At 53.0% G+C, this 16,563-nt stretch carries 15 protein-coding genes and 1 riboswitch; of the genes, 5 read left to right on the top strand and 10 right to left on the bottom strand.

What is annotated here, in order from left to right:
* Positions 1 to 12: 12 nt before the first annotated feature.
* From E9531_RS07885 to E9531_RS07840, 10 genes are read right to left on the bottom strand one after another with little or no spacing between them, the layout of a single operon-like run.
* On the bottom strand, positions 13 to 1,596 hold the full coding sequence (locus E9531_RS07885) for an HAL/PAL/TAL family ammonia-lyase (protein ID WP_136573202.1): 1,584 nt from the start codon (positions 1,594 to 1,596) through the stop codon (positions 13 to 15).
* Positions 1,593 to 2,594: a lysophospholipid acyltransferase family protein gene (locus tag E9531_RS07880; RefSeq protein WP_136573201.1), complete on the bottom strand. Its 1,002-nt coding sequence runs from the start codon at positions 2,592 to 2,594 to the stop codon at positions 1,593 to 1,595. Before E9531_RS07880 ends, E9531_RS07885 begins: the two co-directional genes overlap by 4 nt.
* Positions 2,591 to 3,334 (bottom strand): glycosyltransferase family 2 protein, encoded by a 744-nt coding sequence (locus tag E9531_RS07875; RefSeq protein ID WP_136573200.1) that lies wholly within the window; start codon positions 3,332 to 3,334, stop codon positions 2,591 to 2,593. The genes E9531_RS07880 and E9531_RS07875 overlap by 4 nt, the downstream gene beginning before the upstream one ends.
* A gap of 6 nt (positions 3,335 to 3,340) precedes the next feature.
* Positions 3,341 to 3,754: an ApeI family dehydratase gene (locus tag E9531_RS07870; protein ID WP_136573199.1), complete on the bottom strand. Its 414-nt coding sequence runs from the start codon at positions 3,752 to 3,754 to the stop codon at positions 3,341 to 3,343.
* A complete protein-coding gene (locus E9531_RS07865; RefSeq protein WP_136573198.1) occupies positions 3,751 to 5,250 on the bottom strand; it encodes an AMP-binding protein in 1,500 nt (499 codons plus the stop codon). The genes E9531_RS07870 and E9531_RS07865 overlap by 4 nt, the downstream gene beginning before the upstream one ends.
* An 18-nt stretch (positions 5,251 to 5,268) precedes the next feature.
* Positions 5,269 to 5,835, bottom strand: coding sequence for a COG4648 family protein (locus E9531_RS07860; protein WP_170181416.1), 567 nt, complete (start codon positions 5,833 to 5,835; stop codon positions 5,269 to 5,271).
* A gap of 45 nt (positions 5,836 to 5,880) precedes the next feature.
* Positions 5,881 to 6,138 (bottom strand): acyl carrier protein, encoded by a 258-nt coding sequence (locus E9531_RS07855; RefSeq protein WP_136573197.1) that lies wholly within the window; start codon positions 6,136 to 6,138, stop codon positions 5,881 to 5,883.
* Between the two features lie 21 nt (positions 6,139 to 6,159).
* Positions 6,160 to 6,441, bottom strand: coding sequence for a phosphopantetheine-binding protein (locus E9531_RS07850; RefSeq protein WP_136573196.1), 282 nt, complete (start codon positions 6,439 to 6,441; stop codon positions 6,160 to 6,162).
* Positions 6,416 to 7,219, bottom strand: a complete 804-nt coding sequence (locus E9531_RS07845) for a lysophospholipid acyltransferase family protein (protein ID WP_136573195.1) — start codon at positions 7,217 to 7,219, stop codon at positions 6,416 to 6,418. Before E9531_RS07845 ends, E9531_RS07850 begins: the two co-directional genes overlap by 26 nt.
* Before the next feature lies 1 nt (position 7,220).
* The gene (locus tag E9531_RS07840) at positions 7,221 to 7,985 is read right to left on the bottom strand and encodes a beta-ketoacyl synthase chain length factor (RefSeq protein WP_136573194.1); all 765 of its coding nucleotides are present in this window, start codon (positions 7,983 to 7,985) and stop codon (positions 7,221 to 7,223) included.
* Between the two features lie 265 nt (positions 7,986 to 8,250).
* Here E9531_RS07840 and E9531_RS07835 point away from each other — a divergent pair, with 265 nt between their 5' ends.
* From E9531_RS07835 to E9531_RS07815, 5 genes are all read left to right on the top strand, one after another.
* Positions 8,251 to 9,834 (top strand): sensor histidine kinase, encoded by a 1,584-nt coding sequence (locus tag E9531_RS07835; RefSeq protein ID WP_158291738.1) that lies wholly within the window; start codon positions 8,251 to 8,253, stop codon positions 9,832 to 9,834.
* Positions 9,835 to 9,844: 10 nt separating this feature from the next.
* Complete coding sequence (locus E9531_RS07830; RefSeq protein ID WP_136573192.1) at positions 9,845 to 10,570, top strand: response regulator; 726 nt, start codon at positions 9,845 to 9,847, stop codon at positions 10,568 to 10,570.
* A gap of 99 nt (positions 10,571 to 10,669) precedes the next feature.
* Positions 10,670 to 12,592 carry a potassium transporter Kup gene (locus E9531_RS07825; RefSeq protein ID WP_136573191.1) on the top strand — a complete coding sequence of 641 codons (1,923 nt, stop codon included), beginning with the start codon at positions 10,670 to 10,672 and terminating at the stop codon, positions 12,590 to 12,592.
* A 387-nt stretch (positions 12,593 to 12,979) separates the two neighbouring features.
* Positions 12,980 to 13,264, top strand: a riboswitch (cobalamin riboswitch).
* 80 nt (positions 13,265 to 13,344) lie between these two features.
* Positions 13,345 to 15,633 (top strand): TonB-dependent receptor, encoded by a 2,289-nt coding sequence (locus E9531_RS07820; protein ID WP_244610033.1) that lies wholly within the window; start codon positions 13,345 to 13,347, stop codon positions 15,631 to 15,633.
* A gap of 12 nt (positions 15,634 to 15,645) precedes the next feature.
* On the top strand, positions 15,646 to 16,563 hold the full coding sequence (locus E9531_RS07815; RefSeq protein WP_136573190.1) for an ABC transporter substrate-binding protein: 918 nt from the start codon (positions 15,646 to 15,648) through the stop codon (positions 16,561 to 16,563).

Raw genomic sequence — 16,563 nt, 5'->3', positions numbered from 1 at the left:
GCGGTCTCCTTTCTATTGCTCACTTGAAGCTGCTTCAAAAGCCCATTGTGGCCGCCAGTAACCTTGTCGCATTTGTGCGAGCAGTTGCTGTAACTCTGTGTCCAGTGCGCGATCTTCGGTAATGAACGCAATGGTTTTTGTTAGTTGCTGCAAGAAATCTTCAAGGGGCTGAGGCATTGGCGTGTGTTGCTGAACGTGCAGGCGTAGTTGCAAGCTTTGTCGTGCCGCAATGAGCATTGCCGCAACGACTTGCTCCGTCAGCTCCAGTGTCCGCAATGCATCACGTGCCGCAATGGTTCCCATGCTGACTTTGTCTTGGTTATGGCACTCCGTTGAGCGTGAGAACACGCTGGCAGGCATGGTGTTCTTCAGGGCTTCCGCTGTCCATGCAGAGGCACTTATTTGCAAGGCTTTGAGGCCATGGTTGATACTTGAACGAGCCCCTTGCGCACCAGACAAATTGCTGGGTAGACCATTGTTAAAGCGTGAGTCCACCAGTAAAGCCAATTGGCGATCGAGTAAATCAGCGATGTTGGCTACGCCAGCTTTGAGCGTATCCATCGCCATTGCAATATGGCCACCATAAAAATGTCCACCATGTAGCACGGTTGCAGTATCAACATCAATGAGGGGATTGTCGTTGGCGCTGTTGAGCTCATTTTGGATTTGTGCCTGCAGCCATGGCATTGCATCTTCTACAGCACCGATGACATGGGGTGCGCAGCGCAGTGAGTAGCGGTCTTGCAGGCGATGGTCGTTTCGTGCTGGCTGAGCACTTTGCAAGTCCGCTCGCAGTCTTGCTGCAACGCTTTGTGGCCCCACATGGGGTTTATATGCAAACAGTGTGCTGTTGTAGTGGTAGGCATTGCCATTCATTGCCCAGATATTGCAGGCGGTGATGCGGCAGCTCAACAGTAGGAGTTGCTCAGTGCGTAGCCAAGCCAGACAGGCCAGCGCAGTCATTACCGCAGTGCCGTTCATCAAGGCTAAAGCTTCTTTGGGGCGCAATTGCAGTGGGGCCCGACCTATTTTCGCCAGTGCTTGGCTTGCAGGCATTGTCTCCCCGGCAAAGCGCACATCTCGTTCTGCGCATAATGCAGCGGCCAAATACGACAGTGGCGTGAGGTCGCCGCTGGCACCGACAGAGCCTTCTGCAGGGATGCAAGGCAGAATGTCGTGCTGCAAAAAAGCTTCTATCTGTTCAAGCAATGGCCAACTCACCCCAGATGCGCCTTGGCTCAGTGAGGCCAAGCGGCATGCTAGAACTGCACGTGTTTCTTCATCGTCTAGCAATCGGCCGGCACCAATGCCGTGGTAGGTGTACAGATGGTGTGGTAGTTGAGGGACGAGCTCAGGAGGGACGACTGTAGTGCAGGAGTCGCCATAGCCAGTGGTGACTCCATAGATAACGCCATCTTCATCCAGTATGCGTTCCACAAGTGCTGCACCTTGGCGAATGCGATCTTCAAAGGGGCCGTTGCGTTCCAGTTGCACAGGGCGTTGACGTTTCGCGATGGCACCAATGCTCTCCAGCGTTAATGTTGAGCCATTAAAGACAACGGCAGAAGTGCTTGCAATAGGGGCTGAATTGTTCATGCTGTAGGCGTTTTTGTGGGCATAGGGTTGGTCTGCCCTTGTTGCCAAAAATCAAAATAATTGAACCAAGATAAAGGGGCTGATTGCAGCTGGTTTTCCAGCCAGTGTGCGTACAGTTGTGCGTAATGCATGAGCGCTTGTTGGCGAGTTTTCCGCGGCAAAGAGATATGCTCAGCTAAGCATTGCGCTTGAATTTGGTAGTGGTATTTGCGCGAAAGATATGGTGCACGAATACATGTCATTGCATACAGAGGGCATTTCAACGTCGCAGCCAAAATATAAGGCCCTGCCGGGAACATCGCTTCGTGACCAAGGAACGAAGCAGGGATGCTAAGCCCGTGACCTAGAGGAACGCGATCGCCAGCGATTGCGACACACTCTCCTTGCTCTATTTTTTGCGCGAGCATAACGGCTGTAGCCGTGGAAAATTCGCTGACTTGCAGTAATTCAACGGGGCTATTGGGCTGTAGTTGCTTGAGTAGCCGGTTAAAACGCTGAGCATGTGCTGTATGTACCAGTACATTGAGTTTTCTTATTTTTGAATTGTTTTCTGCGCTGACTCGGCACAGTTCTAAACATCCTATATGGGCAGTGACAATGATGGCGCCCCGCTGTTGCTCAAATAAGTCTAATAACCCTTGCGTCCCTTTTTTTTGGATTGTTATGGGTTCGTTACTGATCGCCAGCAGCTTGTCCATGATGGTTTCTGCAAAGGCGATAAAGTGTTTGAACGTATCTAGGTGGCTGGCTTGGTGCCCCAAAGTATGGCTATGTTCTTCTAAACGATTCAAGTATTGCAGTGAGGCTGCACGGGCGCGGGCATTGCATGCCCAGTAACACAGCACTACCGGATAAAGGCAAAAAATTAAGGGCCAAGCCCCTAGGTGACGACGTACCCATAACAGTAAGCGAATGCCCCATGCGAAGGTATTTTCGGGTAAATGAGCCCAGTGTTGTTGTGGTTCAAGGGGCTCGTGTGGACTCTTGGGGCTATTCATTGTGGGCGCTTTCTTCTCAGCAGCTGCGGTAGGCGTAGAAGCATTCCCCTGAAGAGTCGTGCATGCATTAATGCTATGCGCAGATTGTCATTCCACATTTGAAAATGGGACTGGCCATCTTGTGGGTAAGTGACGGCAGTGGGCAGGTTGTGAACATCAATGCCGCGCCAAAACAGGCGTACCAATATCTCAGTATCGAAATCCATGCGTTTTCCAACAGGTTCGCTGTCCATGACAGCTAGCGTCGGGGCCAATGGATAACTGCGAAAACCACACATGGAGTCTTTGATGCGCAAGGATAGGGTGTTGATCCAAACCCATACATGGGTGAGATAGCGACCGTATAAGCGTCCTTTTGGAACGGATGCGTCATAGATCGGAATGCCACAAATAACCGCTTGTGGATATTGCTGTGCAAGAGCAACCAACTGCGGGATATCTAAACTGTTGTGCTGGCCGTCGGCATCTATTTGCAAAGCGTGTGTATAGCCTTGCATGTGGGCGTAACGAAGTCCTGTGAGCATTGCTGCACCTTTGCCTTGGTTGATGGTGTGCTCTAAAAGCGTAACGGCGCATGCAGGTGCGAGCGCCCGAACCTCATGTAAGGCTTGTGCGCTTTCGGGGGATGATCCATCGTCGACCACAACTACTGGTAGATCGTGCTGAACAATGGATTGCACCACTTTGACTAAGGTGGTTGGGTGGTTGTAGTGAGGGATGACAACAATGAGGCGCAGCATAGAAAATTACTCCTGAGCACTTCTATCTATGTGGCTCCATTGCGCTCGCCCACTGGCGTGCTCAATGATTTCAGCTAGCGCATTACGTGAAGATATCCGAAAGTGCAGCACATCTTCTGTTTCTTTGCGATGCTGCTCCAGTTCAATCTGAATGGTCATTTCAGGCGTGATAGGACGTACGAACTTCAGTGCTTGCAAACTGTGGAAATAGGCGGGCAAATTGAAGGTATGTTGTCCCAAAGTCAGAACCCAGTCCAGCTGAGCTACACCGGGCAGAATAGGGCTGTTTGGGAAATGGCCTTGAAAGACTTCTAAGGAAGGGCTAAGGTACAGCGACACAACCGCATGATGTTGTTCCTTTTGATGCCATTGGATGTGGTGAGCATCAGGTCCGTGTGCCAGTGCGAATCCCTGCTTCATGGGGGGGGGCGGTGAGGAAGGTCAGAGTCCGCAGTTTCGTGCGAACTGGCGCGCGTGTTGGCGTCTTGGCTGGCAGATCTGGCAAATAACTGCGTCAATAAATGTTGTGTTGTTTTGCCTTGCTCATTGCAAGGCATGGCCGAAACAAAACGCCATAGTCTTGGAATGGCTACTGGTTCAATGCGATTGCGTAGCCATTTACGAAAGAGTTGTGCTGTTCTCGGTGGTGTGACCGGCATATCGTTTGAAACGCTGGGTTTGAGCACTAAAACGGCCGCTGTGCGATCACCTATTGCCGTAGGATAAACGAGAACTTTTGCCTCCTGCACCATCGGGTGCTCGAGTAGCTGCTCCTCAATGGCTGTCAGCGATACGCGTTTTTCTTCGATTTTTGCAATACGGTCTGCGCGCCCAAGTAGTTCAAAGTATTCTTGATTCACAACGCGGATGCGGTCAGCGGTTTCAAACCACTCGTCATTCACTAGATTGGGGGAGCGCAATTGCAGTAGGCCTTGATGTTCACGCCATTGCACACGATCAAAAGTTCGCCAAATGGCGTTTTCCTGTTCAGACTGGCGCCATGCAATGCCCCCTGTTTCGGAGCTACCGAAAATCTCCAACGGCAGTTGGTGCAGTAGTCGTTGTGTATTTTGTGCCGCAGTAAATGGTAACGGGCCACCTGAAGAGAATACGGCTTTGAGATGGTTTTGCACGGTAGACCAGCACAAATCATTGTCCAGCCGCTTGAGGTGTGCTGGTGTGGTGATGAGGATGGATGGAGCATTCAACTGTTTGACAAGGTCTTCAGGGTATAGCAACCGCCGAGCACCCATCGTGCGGCCACTGGCTAAACTCCAAAGCACTAAGAACAACAATCCATAAATGTGCTGGTGAGAGACAGTGGCCCAAACTTGCACTTTGGCCTCTTTGGGCGATACTGCTAATAGGGGGCCAAAAGTTGATTCAAGGGTCTGGACTTCTGCATCAAGTTGACGCAGTGCTTTGGTAATTAGTTGTGGCTGTCCTTGTGAGCCGGAGGTAAATAAGCCGATTTTGGTGCGACTCAGATCTAACGGCTCTAACGCGATAGAGTCCGGTTCACTATTGATTTTTTCGGATATGTTTGGCAGTGAACGCAGGGCATGGGTATGCACGCCCATATGGGCGCAATCCAATGCTTTCAATGCATCACGTGTTGCTTGGTTGGTGTCCCCAGGAAGAATGGCCATTTTCCCCGCGTGCCATATGGCCCACAGGCTTGCTGCAAAATACCCTGGATGCGGTTCAAAGAGGGCAACGTTAGGCTGACTGATGGACTGCAACTGGGGCTGCCATGCTTTCACGTGTGCCACAAAGTCAGCGTGCGTGAAGGAGGCCTCGCCATGGTCTTCAGTGACTATTGGTCGGCGCGCATCAGCAGGGCTGCAGGCAAAAGAAGCCAAGTCCCATTCACAGTGACGCAATGCGTGGGGAATATCGAGGGGTAAAAAAGGCACAGAAGCAACGAGGAAGTTTTAGGCCGATTGGAGGTGTTTTGCACGAATGCGCTGACGAATAAGCCATTCGCATCCACCTAGCAAAGCCATCAGGACGTAGGCGATAAAGCCGTTGTAGGCCGCCCATACGGCATGACTAGCCCAGAGCGCCGTGGCCAACGCAATGCTGCCATTGATGATGAAAAAAAGACACCATACTTGAGTGACGGTGCGTGTATAGGCAATGGCTGTGGCCGGTAGTTCGGGCTCACGCAAGCGGGCAATGCGCTCGACGATGCTGGGGGGGAACTTCAGGCTGGCCGCAAAAAGAATCAGCATGGCACTATTCATCGCAACCGGGTAGTAGCGGAGTGTGCGCTCAGTCCCACCCCAGACGGTGGCGCAGGTAATCAAAAGGGCACAAAGCCACACGGCCCAAGCCATGGCGCTGCGTTGCCATAGCAGTTTAATGGTGGCAGCAAGAAGCAATAGGCCCGCCAGCCAACTGGCGTTGATATGACCAATCAATGTGAAGACCAGCAACGGGTACAGAATCAACGTCAAGATAGCGATGATTTTGAGCCATAGAGGTGGTCGAGAAAGCATAGGAAACAAATATCTGGCGTATGGGGCAACTGGTTCGCTATCAGCTTAATTTGTGCTGGAGTCAGCTTGCAGGGCGTGCAGTGCATTGACCACATCCCCAACAGTGCGCACGGACTTAAATGCCTCCGGTTGTAACCTTGCACCCACAAGCGGCTTGAGCTGAACGATCAAATCGACCGCATCAATACTGTCGAGATCCAAGTCGTCTCGCAATAGGGCCTCGGGCGTGACCTTTTCTTCCGGAAGATCAAAGGTGTCAACCAAGATGCGTTGGATCGTTTTGAAGATGTCGTCATGGGTCATGGTCGAGATGCTATTGAGTAGTTAAGCTTGAGAGCGAGAGGTGCTGACGAATTCCGCCAGTGCGCGCACACTTTGGAAATGCTTGCGGGTTTCCTGTGAGTCAGACGAGACTGAGATGCCGTAACGACTCTTAAGGGCTAAACCTAGTTCCAATGCATCGATGGAATCCAGACCGAGTCCTTCATTGAATAAGGCATCGGTTGAGATGATGTCGTTCGGTGCAATGTCTTCAAGTGCCAAAGTTTCAATAATTAATTCTTTGAGCTCGTGTTCAAGCTCAATGAGAGCGGCCGCTTGCGGCATGGATGATTTCCTTTTCAAAATAGTTTTTCATGTATTGGTTCAGAAAGCGCGCAGCCAAGGCCTCGTTAGCGCATTCTTGCGTGATGGTCGTGGTATCTAAATCTTCGCCTATTTCTATGCGAAGGTTTGGGCGCTGCGGTGGTATTTTCCACCACGGCGCACCCTTAGTGAGAAAGGGTTGGTCGCAATGGATCAGTACTGGTGTGATGGGGTGGCCTGCGCGCACTGCGATATTCGCAGATCCCCTATGCAGCTCTAATTCATGGCTTCCGTGGCGGGTGCGGGTGCCTTCGGGAAAAATGATGAGGTGATCGCCGCATTGAATCGATGCAATGCATGCCTCTAGGAGTGCCGCTCCTTCACGATTGTTGATGATGTAATTTGCGCCACGCAGCGGCCCCCTTGTGAAAGGGTTGGTGAGCAAGCTGCTTTTGACAATGCAATTGGCTCTTTCCGTTAGCGAGATGAGAAAAACGATGTCTATTAATGTCGGATGGTTGGCCAATAGCAGCAAGCCAGGTCGGTTGAGATGGTGTGCCCCTTGTATTTCAACTCGATAAATGCCAAGGGCTGCCATTAGCCAGGTGAATAAGCGAAAGCTGCGATTGATGAGTTTTCGAGCCAAAATGGTTTCTTTGGTTTGGTCGCGAAACCACCAGTGCATAAGCGGAAACGCGATGCAGCGTAGTGCAAGACCGCCCAAGCCAAAAACGGTGAAGCTGATGACAGTGGCCAAAAATCGCCATCCTATGTCGATAAGCGAAAAGAGTCGTTTCATGTCAAATCCACAGCGTTTTTTGCACGTTGATTTCCGAACGCAAAGTCTGACAATCCAGCCATTGCCGCAATACCTCTATGCTGGGGGTGGCTTGCTGTACTGAGGGCGTTGTGATGCTGTGCGATCTGTGTGCACGCTCTGTTTTTAGAAAACGAATGGCGAGGGCGTCCTTCTGCTTTTTTGGGGGGAGCTTAATGCGCATGGCCCACGCATGGCCAGGCGTGGAGTTGAATGACTGGTACGGATGTGGCAAAGGTAAGTCGTAACTGACAAGCAAGACCTCTGGTGCTCCTGCCGCCAAAAGTCCAAGGCTTTCTATAAATGCTGCTTTGGTGGTCTCGATTCCGGCGGTAACCACGGTCATGTTGTTTCTATAGGTTTGAGCCATGGCAAAGAGCGCACCAGCGGCGTTGTGTACTGCTAATCCAAAGCCCGTCGGGGACAGCGGATTGCCAACCACTAGATCTGAGAGCAAAGCCAAGGATTTCTGGGCATCACCATAGCGCGTAGCAAATACCATTGCGCAGTCTTCGTTCCATGGGTGAGGAGCTTGCGTATGCAATGCACCGTAGGCTGTCTCACATGCCAAACGCCCAGTGAGGCTGGCTCGTCTGCGCAGCATGGCATTCATGCGTGTCAGAGGCGGAGCCTCTTCAAGTGGCGCCAGTGATGGCGTACCTGCGCGACTCCAATTGAGCCAATCCTCATGGCTTATTAATGATTGTGCATATGCTGCCCACTCAACAACAGCAATAGATAAGGACATGTCGGTAGATAACAAACAAATGAAACAAATGAGCCACTGTTTACAGGCCCTGAATCAATAACGCTTTGCTTTTTAATGTGAAAAATCGAAAGCGCAACAATTATGAAGGCTGTACTGACCCTGTCCGACTTTTGGCATAGTGGTTGTTTTTGTTTGCACGAGGCAGTCTCGTACATCCCTCATAGTATTTTTACGGCATTCTACTTGCCCTTGAGTTACTTTTTGTGATGATTTTTCCTCGAGCCTGATGAGGGAAGGAATCGATATGTCTAATACAAAGACAAAGCAGCCCCCTATCCAACTTGCGTTTCAATGGTTCGAGCACAGGTGGGTTGGTGGGCTCGTGGTTTGGGCTGTGACCTGGGCGGCGCTGTTGGTGCTTGACCCGAAGTTGGAGTTGGCTACGGAAGCGGTGATTTTGCTTTTAGCCTGTGCGCTGAGTGCGTTGACTCTGGGGTTGTGGTGGACTTTGCTGGCTAGTGCGCTTGCGGTGTTTTTGTTTGATGTGTCTTTTGTTCCGCCGCGTGGAACCTGGGTGGTGAATGTGCACCACGATGCATTGTTGTTGCTGGCCATGTTGGTGGTGGCGTGGATCATTTCAGCACTGGTGGCCAAGCTGCAAGAGGCTTTGCTGATGACGCAGGCCCATGCAGAACGTGCCGAGTCCTTGCGCGTGTTTGCTGACCAATTGCGGGAATCAGCCTCTGTTGAGGCGGCAGGCCATGGGCTTCTGCGTGCTATTGAATCCTTGGCAGGGGTGCGTCGCGTGGCTTTGTTGTTGGATACGATAGCGTCACAGCCTAATAGCCCCCTCGCATCTGGCAATCGGTTGATTTTGGGGCCGTGTGACAGACGCCATCAAGAGGGGTTGCAGTCGGCACTGGATGAAGGTCAGTCCTTTGGACCCGGCACCGGGCGTTATGAGGAGCAGCCTTACTACTACCTTCCTGTGTTGGGGGCGCATCGTGCTTGGGGCAGTGTGTTGGTTGAGCCATTTGAAGAGGCTGTGCTTCATTCTCTTGTGCTTGAGCATGTGGAGCTTCTTTGCAATCAATTAGGGAGCTATCTGGACCGTTGGTCTTCAGAGCAGCAGGCACAACATGCCAGTGAGCAAGTTCAGGCACAAGCGCTGCGCAATACTTTGCTGGAGGCCATTGCGCACGATTACCGCACACCATTGGCCACGATTGCCAATGCTGCCGAAGCGTTATTGCAGCTTTCTTCAAACCCGGTGGCCGAGCGCACGCGCGGGCTGGCGCAGACCATTGCAGACGAGACCTTGCAACTGACAAGAATTGCAGACAACACGTTGCAGTTGGCGCGGTTGGAGACTTTGATGGCTGATATTCCTCTGGATTGGGAGAGCCCTGAGGAGATGGTGGGCGCCGTGGTCAGAAGAATGCGCCAGCGCCACCCAGATGCGCATTTACGACTTGATGTGCACCCGTGCTTGCCCTTGCTGCGCTGTGATGCGACTTTGATCGTGCAGCTTTTGGATAACCTGATTGACAATGCTCTGAAGTATGGTGACGTGCATGCGCCTGTGGAGATTGCTGTATATCAGGCCAAGGAGAGGCTGATTTTTGATGTTCGCGACCATGGCCCCGGCATTGATCCTGCATACGCGCCCTTGCTTTTTCAGCCATTCCAACGCCATGTAGGCCCAGCGCAACAAGCGATGCCAAGAGGCACGGGCATGGGGCTGGCTCTGTGCAAGGCAATTGCGCAGGTGCACCACGGCGCTTTGGATTACTTGCATGCACAGGGCGGCGGCGCTTTATTTCGTTTGAGCCTGCCTGTTGCAGTGCAGCCGACGGGATGGTGTGAAGCATCTCCAGCATCGGTCTAGGAGGACGGTAATGGGCTTGGTGGTATTGCTGGTAGAGGATGAGCGTGAGTTGCGCGTAACGTTGCGCGATTTGCTACTGCTGGAAGGCTTTACGGTGCATGCATGCGCCAGTCTGGCTGATGCGCGTGCTGTGTTTCAGCACACAGGTGCAGATGGCGGGATTGATATTGTTCTACTCGATCTTGGCCTGCCTGATGGAGAGGGAGAGATGCTGCTGGCCGAGATTCGGGCACGCAGAACCACTCCGGTGATTATTTTGTCGGCACGGCATCTGGAGCACCAGAAAGTACGCTTGCTCGATGCTGGGGCAGATGACTATTTGGTCAAACCATTCAGTTTTAAAGAATTATTGGCGCGTATGCGGGTTTCTATGCGCCACCATGGGGTGGCGTTGCAGCCAGTGACGCTGCGTTATCGCTACGGCGATGTGGTGGTGGACTTGCAAGCGCGCCAGGTGACCAAAGCGGGTAGTGCCGTTCACCTTACGCCCAAGGAGTATGGGCTTCTCGCGCGTTTAGTGCGCTCGGCAGGGAAGGTGGTTACGCAGCGCCAATTGTTGGCTGATGTTTGGGGCAGTGAGTTTACGGAACATACGCATTATTTGCGCTTGTTCATGGGGCAACTCAGGGCCAAACTGGAGACAACACCGGCTGACCCAGCAATGCTGCTGACCGAGTCTGGAGTGGGATACCGCTTGGTTGAGGGTGATGATGGAGAAGGCGCCCATCACCCATAGGGCGCGTTCTTTGCGCTTGCTTTTTTAGCGCCTGGATCCTAACAATTTCCTAATGCCCGAAGTGAGATGCTTGCACCGTTTTCATTACTGTGCATTGCTATGCAAAAGAACGAATTGCAGTCTTCTGTTACAGGCCAGGCGTCTTCAGTTGAAGCTGCGTCCCAGAGTATGCGCGCGTTGATGTTGGGCGCCATTGGCGTGGTGTACGGGGACATTGGCACCAGCCCTTTGTATACGGTCAAAGAAATTTTTGATCCGCACGATGGTGTGGCCCTAAACCATGCCAATCTGATCGGTGCGATTTCAGTGATCATTTGGGCGCTGATTTTGGTGGTCACGCTCAAATATGTTGTATTGGTATTGCGCGCTGATAACAATGGAGAAGGCGGTAGCCTTGCATTGGCGGCTTTGGCTGCCATGGGGGCCAAAAAAAATGGGCGTTCAGGCAAAATTTTATTGTTGGCAGGGGTATTGGGCGCTACGTTTTTTTATGGCGATGGCGTGATCACACCAGCCATATCGGTGCTCGGTGCTGTTGAAGGGCTGGGGCTTGTTGCACCTTCACTGGGGCAATACGTTGTGCCAGTGTCTGTGCTGGTGATTGCGGTGTTGTTTTTCGTGCAGCGTTTGGGCACTGGCACCGTTGGGCGCTATTTTGGCCCATTGATTGCGCTGTGGTTTGGCGTTTTGGCCATTGTGGGGGTGGTCAATATAGCCAGTGCCCCCAGTATTTTGGAGGCATTGAATCCTGCGCATGCCATTTCATTTTTAATGCATCGAGGCTGGGCTCTGTTTTTCGTGGTTGGGGCCATTGTGTTGGCTTTGACCGGTGCCGAGGCCTTGTATGCTGATTTAGGCCATTTCGGGCGACGCCCCATTCAGTGGGCTTGGATGTCTTTGGTTTTTCCTGCGCTGGCTTTGAACTACCTGGGGCAGGGCGCGCTGTTGCTGCGCGATGTCAGTGCCATTGAGAACCCTTTTTATCGGCTGTTTCCAAGTTACATGGTCATTCCTGTATTGCTGTTGGCTACGATGGCTGCCATCATCGCGTCGCAGGCTGTGATTTCTGGTGCCTACTCCATTACCAAGCAGGCCATGCAACTGGGGTATTTGCCACGTATGCGCATTACCTACACATCAGCCAAAGAGTCGGGCCAGATCTATATTGCGGCCATTAACTGGATGCTGATGGCAGGGGTAATGGCTGCTATGGTGGGGTTTGGTTCTTCGTCAGCTTTGGCCAGTGCCTATGGCATTGCGGTGACCATGACCATGCTGATCACCAGCGTGCTGTTGTATTTTGTCATGCGTGAACAGTGGCAATGGCCAGTGTGGATGGCGTGGTTGGTTTGTACCCCGCTCGTGTTGGTTGATGCCGTATTGGTGTTGGGATGCCTGATCAAGTTTTTTGACGGTGGCTGGTTCCCTTTGGCCTTGGCCTGTGGTTTGTTCTTCTTAATGCGGGTTTGGGCGCAAGGGCGTCATCAATTGGTCAGTCGCATCCATCAAGAAGGTGTGGATTTAGAACAATTTGTCGAGCGCATTGACCCGCAACACTATTACCGCTGCCCCCGCACGGCGGTGTATCCAGTTGCAGATGCCACCACTGTCCCGCATGCGCTGCTGCACAACATGAAGCACAACAGTGTGTTGCATGAGCGCAATGTTGTGCTGAATGTTGTGTTCCATGATGTGCCTTGGGTGCCAATGCAGCGCCGTATTGAAGTGCAACCTTTGGGGCATGGTTTTTGGCGCATCGTTTTGAATTTCGGGTTTATGAACCGCCCCGACGTACCGCAGGCATTGGAGCTGGCTTACTCGCATGGTCTGACCGTGTCTTTGTTCGAGACGACGTACTTTTTGAGCCGGGACAATGTGGTCGCTGCGGCGCACTCATCGGCGTGGCAGCGTTTGTGCAGCAACCTATTTGCATACATGAATCGCAATGCCAGCAATGTGGCCAGTTTTTTCAGATTGCCAGCCAATGCCATCGTTGAAATTGGAACGCAGGTGCGTATTTAAATGAAGACTTTTGTGTGGGCTGTTATTGCCACACACTAGGCAAATGGCAAGGCCATTACACAATGCGCGTGTACGATTTTTTTGCGTTCTCGTTCTGTATGCGCTGCTCTAGGAAAGGTCTGTAAAACCCCCTGTTGTGGTCTGAGCGCGGTCTAAAGCGATCCGCTGCGTTGTCTTTTTCGTCCATAGCTGCGGCTATGGCCTTCAAAAGACGCCTTGCGGCTCATCCGGATACCTCACTCATTCCTGTAACGAGGATTTTGCAGACCTTCCCTAGGCGACACGCGTGCAGCCGGGAGTGAATGTAAAAACTCTATAATCGCCGTGGTTTTTTGCAACTGGTGGCGAAGAAGCTCAACTTGTGGGCCGTGTTCATGCTCGCCGTGCAAACTTCATCAGAATCAAGGTGCCTGAATTAGCGCTGCCCTGTGCAGGCTTGAATCAGGTTAAACGGGAAACAGGTGCGAGCGGCGTTGCTGCTTCAGGCCTGTGCTGCCCCCGCAACGGTAAGTTCTTGCAAACCTTCTCAAGCGACTCTTTTCTTATCGCTTGGCCACTGTGAATTGTGTTCATGGGAAGGCAGGTTGGTTGTTGGGCTTTTGATATGCCGTAAGGCGATGCCAAAAGCCCCCTGAACAAGCCCGGATACCGGCCGGTGATTCGCACTTCATTGCCGCAGGCTTTCGATGACACGGAAACTGCGGCCCCATTGTGTTTGCCGTGCGGGGGCTGCGCGGCTTGAGGAGTGATTTGTGTTGGATCGTTTTTTCAAATCTGACACGGCCAAACTGTGCCGTGCACATCAGGCCATGCCGTCGACATCGGGTGCGGGCACTTTTGCTGCGCACGCACGTGTTGGCGGCGCATGGTTATGGGGAGCAATGGCAATGCTCGCCACTGCGGCAACTGCACAAACGGGTGTTCAAACCAGTTCAGCAGCAAACAAGATTGACGCGGATCAAGACCTGCACGAAATTTTTGTGACAGCTACATCTCGCCCAGAGGAGCGCAGCAGAATTGCCGCGACCACTCAGGTGATTGATCGCGCCAGTATTGAGCGCTCCAGCGCGCAGTCCATCACCGACTTGTTGGCAGAGAATGCAGTGGGTTTTTTCAGTGAATGGACGGCTGCGCAAACTTCAATCAATTTGCGTGGAGCTGCGACTGATGGGCAAGGCCGGGACTTTCGCAGCCAAGTGCTGGTGCTGGTCAATGGCCGCCGTGCGGGCACGGCCAATATCTCCAAACTCAGCCCTTCAGATGTGGATCGCATTGAGATTGTGCGTGGCCCATCTTCGGTGGTGTATGGCAGCCAGAACATGGGTGGGGTGATCAACATCATTATGAAGCGCGGCTACAACGCACAAGGCAACCATGTGCAGTTGCGTGGTGGCTCTTGGGGCTTGTACCAAGCGCAGGCGCAAACTGGTGGCACCAATGACCGGTTGGATTGGTACTTAGGGGTGAATGCTGGCGGGCGTGACAGTTATGAGTCTGGCTATGGCTCGCACATGAGCAACACCAGTTGGGAACGCCGGGGTGTTGCCGGGGCGTTGGGCTTGCAGCTCAATAACGAGCACCGCATTGATCTGAATGTGCGCACTGATGGTATTTTCAATGCAGGCTTTCGAGGTTCTGGTGCGAATGAAATCAGCAAAGACAATCGCTCAAACCGGTCTCTCGATGCGGTTTACGAAGGGCAAACTCAAAGCGGCCAGGCCAGTTGGATGGTGCACGCCTATCGTGTGACCGATATTGACGAATTCAATTGGGCTTCTCCTGTTGTGCGCTCTGGTACAAGCGCAGTCCCAGGCACCAAACGCGATTACAACCACCGCCAACTCGATGCGACGGGCGTGCGTTTGCAGCCACGCTTTGAACTCAGCGACAACAACCATTTGTTGCTCGGTCTGGATTGGGAGCGCAGTAAGCTGCGTTCCGAACGTGAGCGCGAAGCATTGCCCGGCGGGCCGACTGGGCAGGTTGCACCCTACGACAACAACCAAACTGAACGGGTGCATGCCTTGTATTTTGAAGATGCGCACAACCTCTTGGATGACCGTTTGACGTTGCGCGCGGGCTTACGCAAAACTTGGGGCAAGACCCACTTTGACCCCACTCCGAACCTCGCGTTGCAACAAGCTTCGAGCCGCTCCTATGATGCTCAGACATGGTCGATTGGTGCGGTGTTCAAAGCGACGGAAGATGTGAATGTACGTGCCACGGCTTCAACCGGTTTTCGCGCCCCAACTGCAACAGAGTTGGCCGCTGACTTCACGGCCGTTGGCGGAGGCAGAACGTTTGGAAATGCGAGTCTCAAGCCTGAACGCAGTCGCCAGATTGAAGTGGGAGCAACCTGGCAGCGTGCCGATTGGCGCTTGGATGGCGCGTTGTTTCAGAACACCATTTCGGATCGCATCATCACCATTTCACGTGGGCCGAACACGAACACCTCTGACTATGGCAACAACAGTGCAGATATCGTCGCGCGGGGGCTGGAGCTCAATGCCCAGCTGGGTTTGAAGCAGGCTTTGGGGTGGCAGGCTTCGGCGCCTAACGTCAGTCTTTTTGGAAATGCGTACTACCATTTTGAGATGAAAGACAAAGGTGCCTCGGCTGCCGTGAACACCAACAAAGTGCAGCGCATGTACCGTTATGAGGTCTCCAGTGGTGTGCGGTATGGCCAAGGAACGGAAGGCAAAACTGGCGCGTGGAATGTGCAGTTGGCGGCTTTGTTGCGAGGACCGATGTGGTATGACACCGAAGAGGCGCTCTTGATTCCGCAGGGCGAAAGCAGCAGCACATTCATTCACCGCAAAGGGGCGTTTACCGTTTGGAACTTGCGTGGCAGTTACCGCTTGAATAAAGGCGTGGAGTTGTTTGCAGGAGTCAATAACCTGTTTGACAAAAACCAGCACCCAATCTTCATTGCCATTGACCAAGGCGCGAACTGTATTGCAGATAGCCGTTTCCAAAATGGTGGCTGTGGAACTTCGATGCCGGGGCGCGAATTGTTCGCTGGTATCAAGGCCAGTTTTTAAGCTGGCACAGGCATGCAGGTTGGGCGTGTTGCGGTTGTGCTGCTGATGGCGATGATGTCCATTGGCGTTGCCGCGGCCGCCAATCAGGCACCCAACAGTTCTGCTCGCCAAGCCGATCAGGCCATTGACGTGCGTGACGCGTTGGGTCGACAGGTGCATTTACCCGCTGCGCCGCAGCGCATTGTGACCATCTTTTCTTCCAATACTGAATTGGTGACGGCATTGGGATTGACCGATCGCATCGTGGGGGTAGAGGCGTACACGAGCTACCCGCCTGAGGTGGTGGATAAACCCAAGGTGGGAGGGCGTTTGGGTTTTTCTGTCGATGCAGTCGTAGCGCAACGGCCCGACCTGGTCATCGTGACGCCTGCACGGCAAGCCGCGCACCAATTGGTTGATCCGATGGAGCGCTTGGGCATTCCCATCATCGTGTTGTTGGGGCGTTCCGTTGGTGAAATTCTCAGTAATATTCGCCTGATTGCTGCTGCTGGCGGTGTTCCTGAGCGCGGAGAAGTTTTGGCACAGCAGTTGGAGCAGCGCTTGCTGCGTGTGCAAGAGAAAGTGGCCAAACGGGCACATCCACGCATGGTGATGATTACCGGCAAGCTGGGCAATGGCATGTTGTTGGCCGCCCGACCCAATACCTATACCGGCGAGGCCATGGTGTTGGCTGGCGGGCGCTTTGCGCTTGAGGGCATGGGCGCGCTGGCGCAAGTCTCCCCAGAAGCTATTTTGGCGAGCGACCCGGACGTGCTTTTGTTTGCAGGCAGTCAAGCCGATTTGGATGCGCTGGTGGTACAGCCGGGCTGGCGTGATATGCAGGCGGTGCGCCAAGGCAAAGCCATCGTGGTGTCGCGCTCAGAGTTTCTGATTCCAGGCCCACGCACGATTGATGGCATCGAAAAATTGGCCGCTTGGCTGCACCCTTGA

The organism is Lampropedia puyangensis (assembly GCF_004833285.1).
Classification (GTDB): domain Bacteria; phylum Pseudomonadota; class Gammaproteobacteria; order Burkholderiales; family Burkholderiaceae_C; genus Lampropedia; species Lampropedia puyangensis.
The sequence above is the reverse complement of the archived record's forward strand: the minus strand, read 5'-3'. Positions and strand labels throughout refer to the sequence as shown.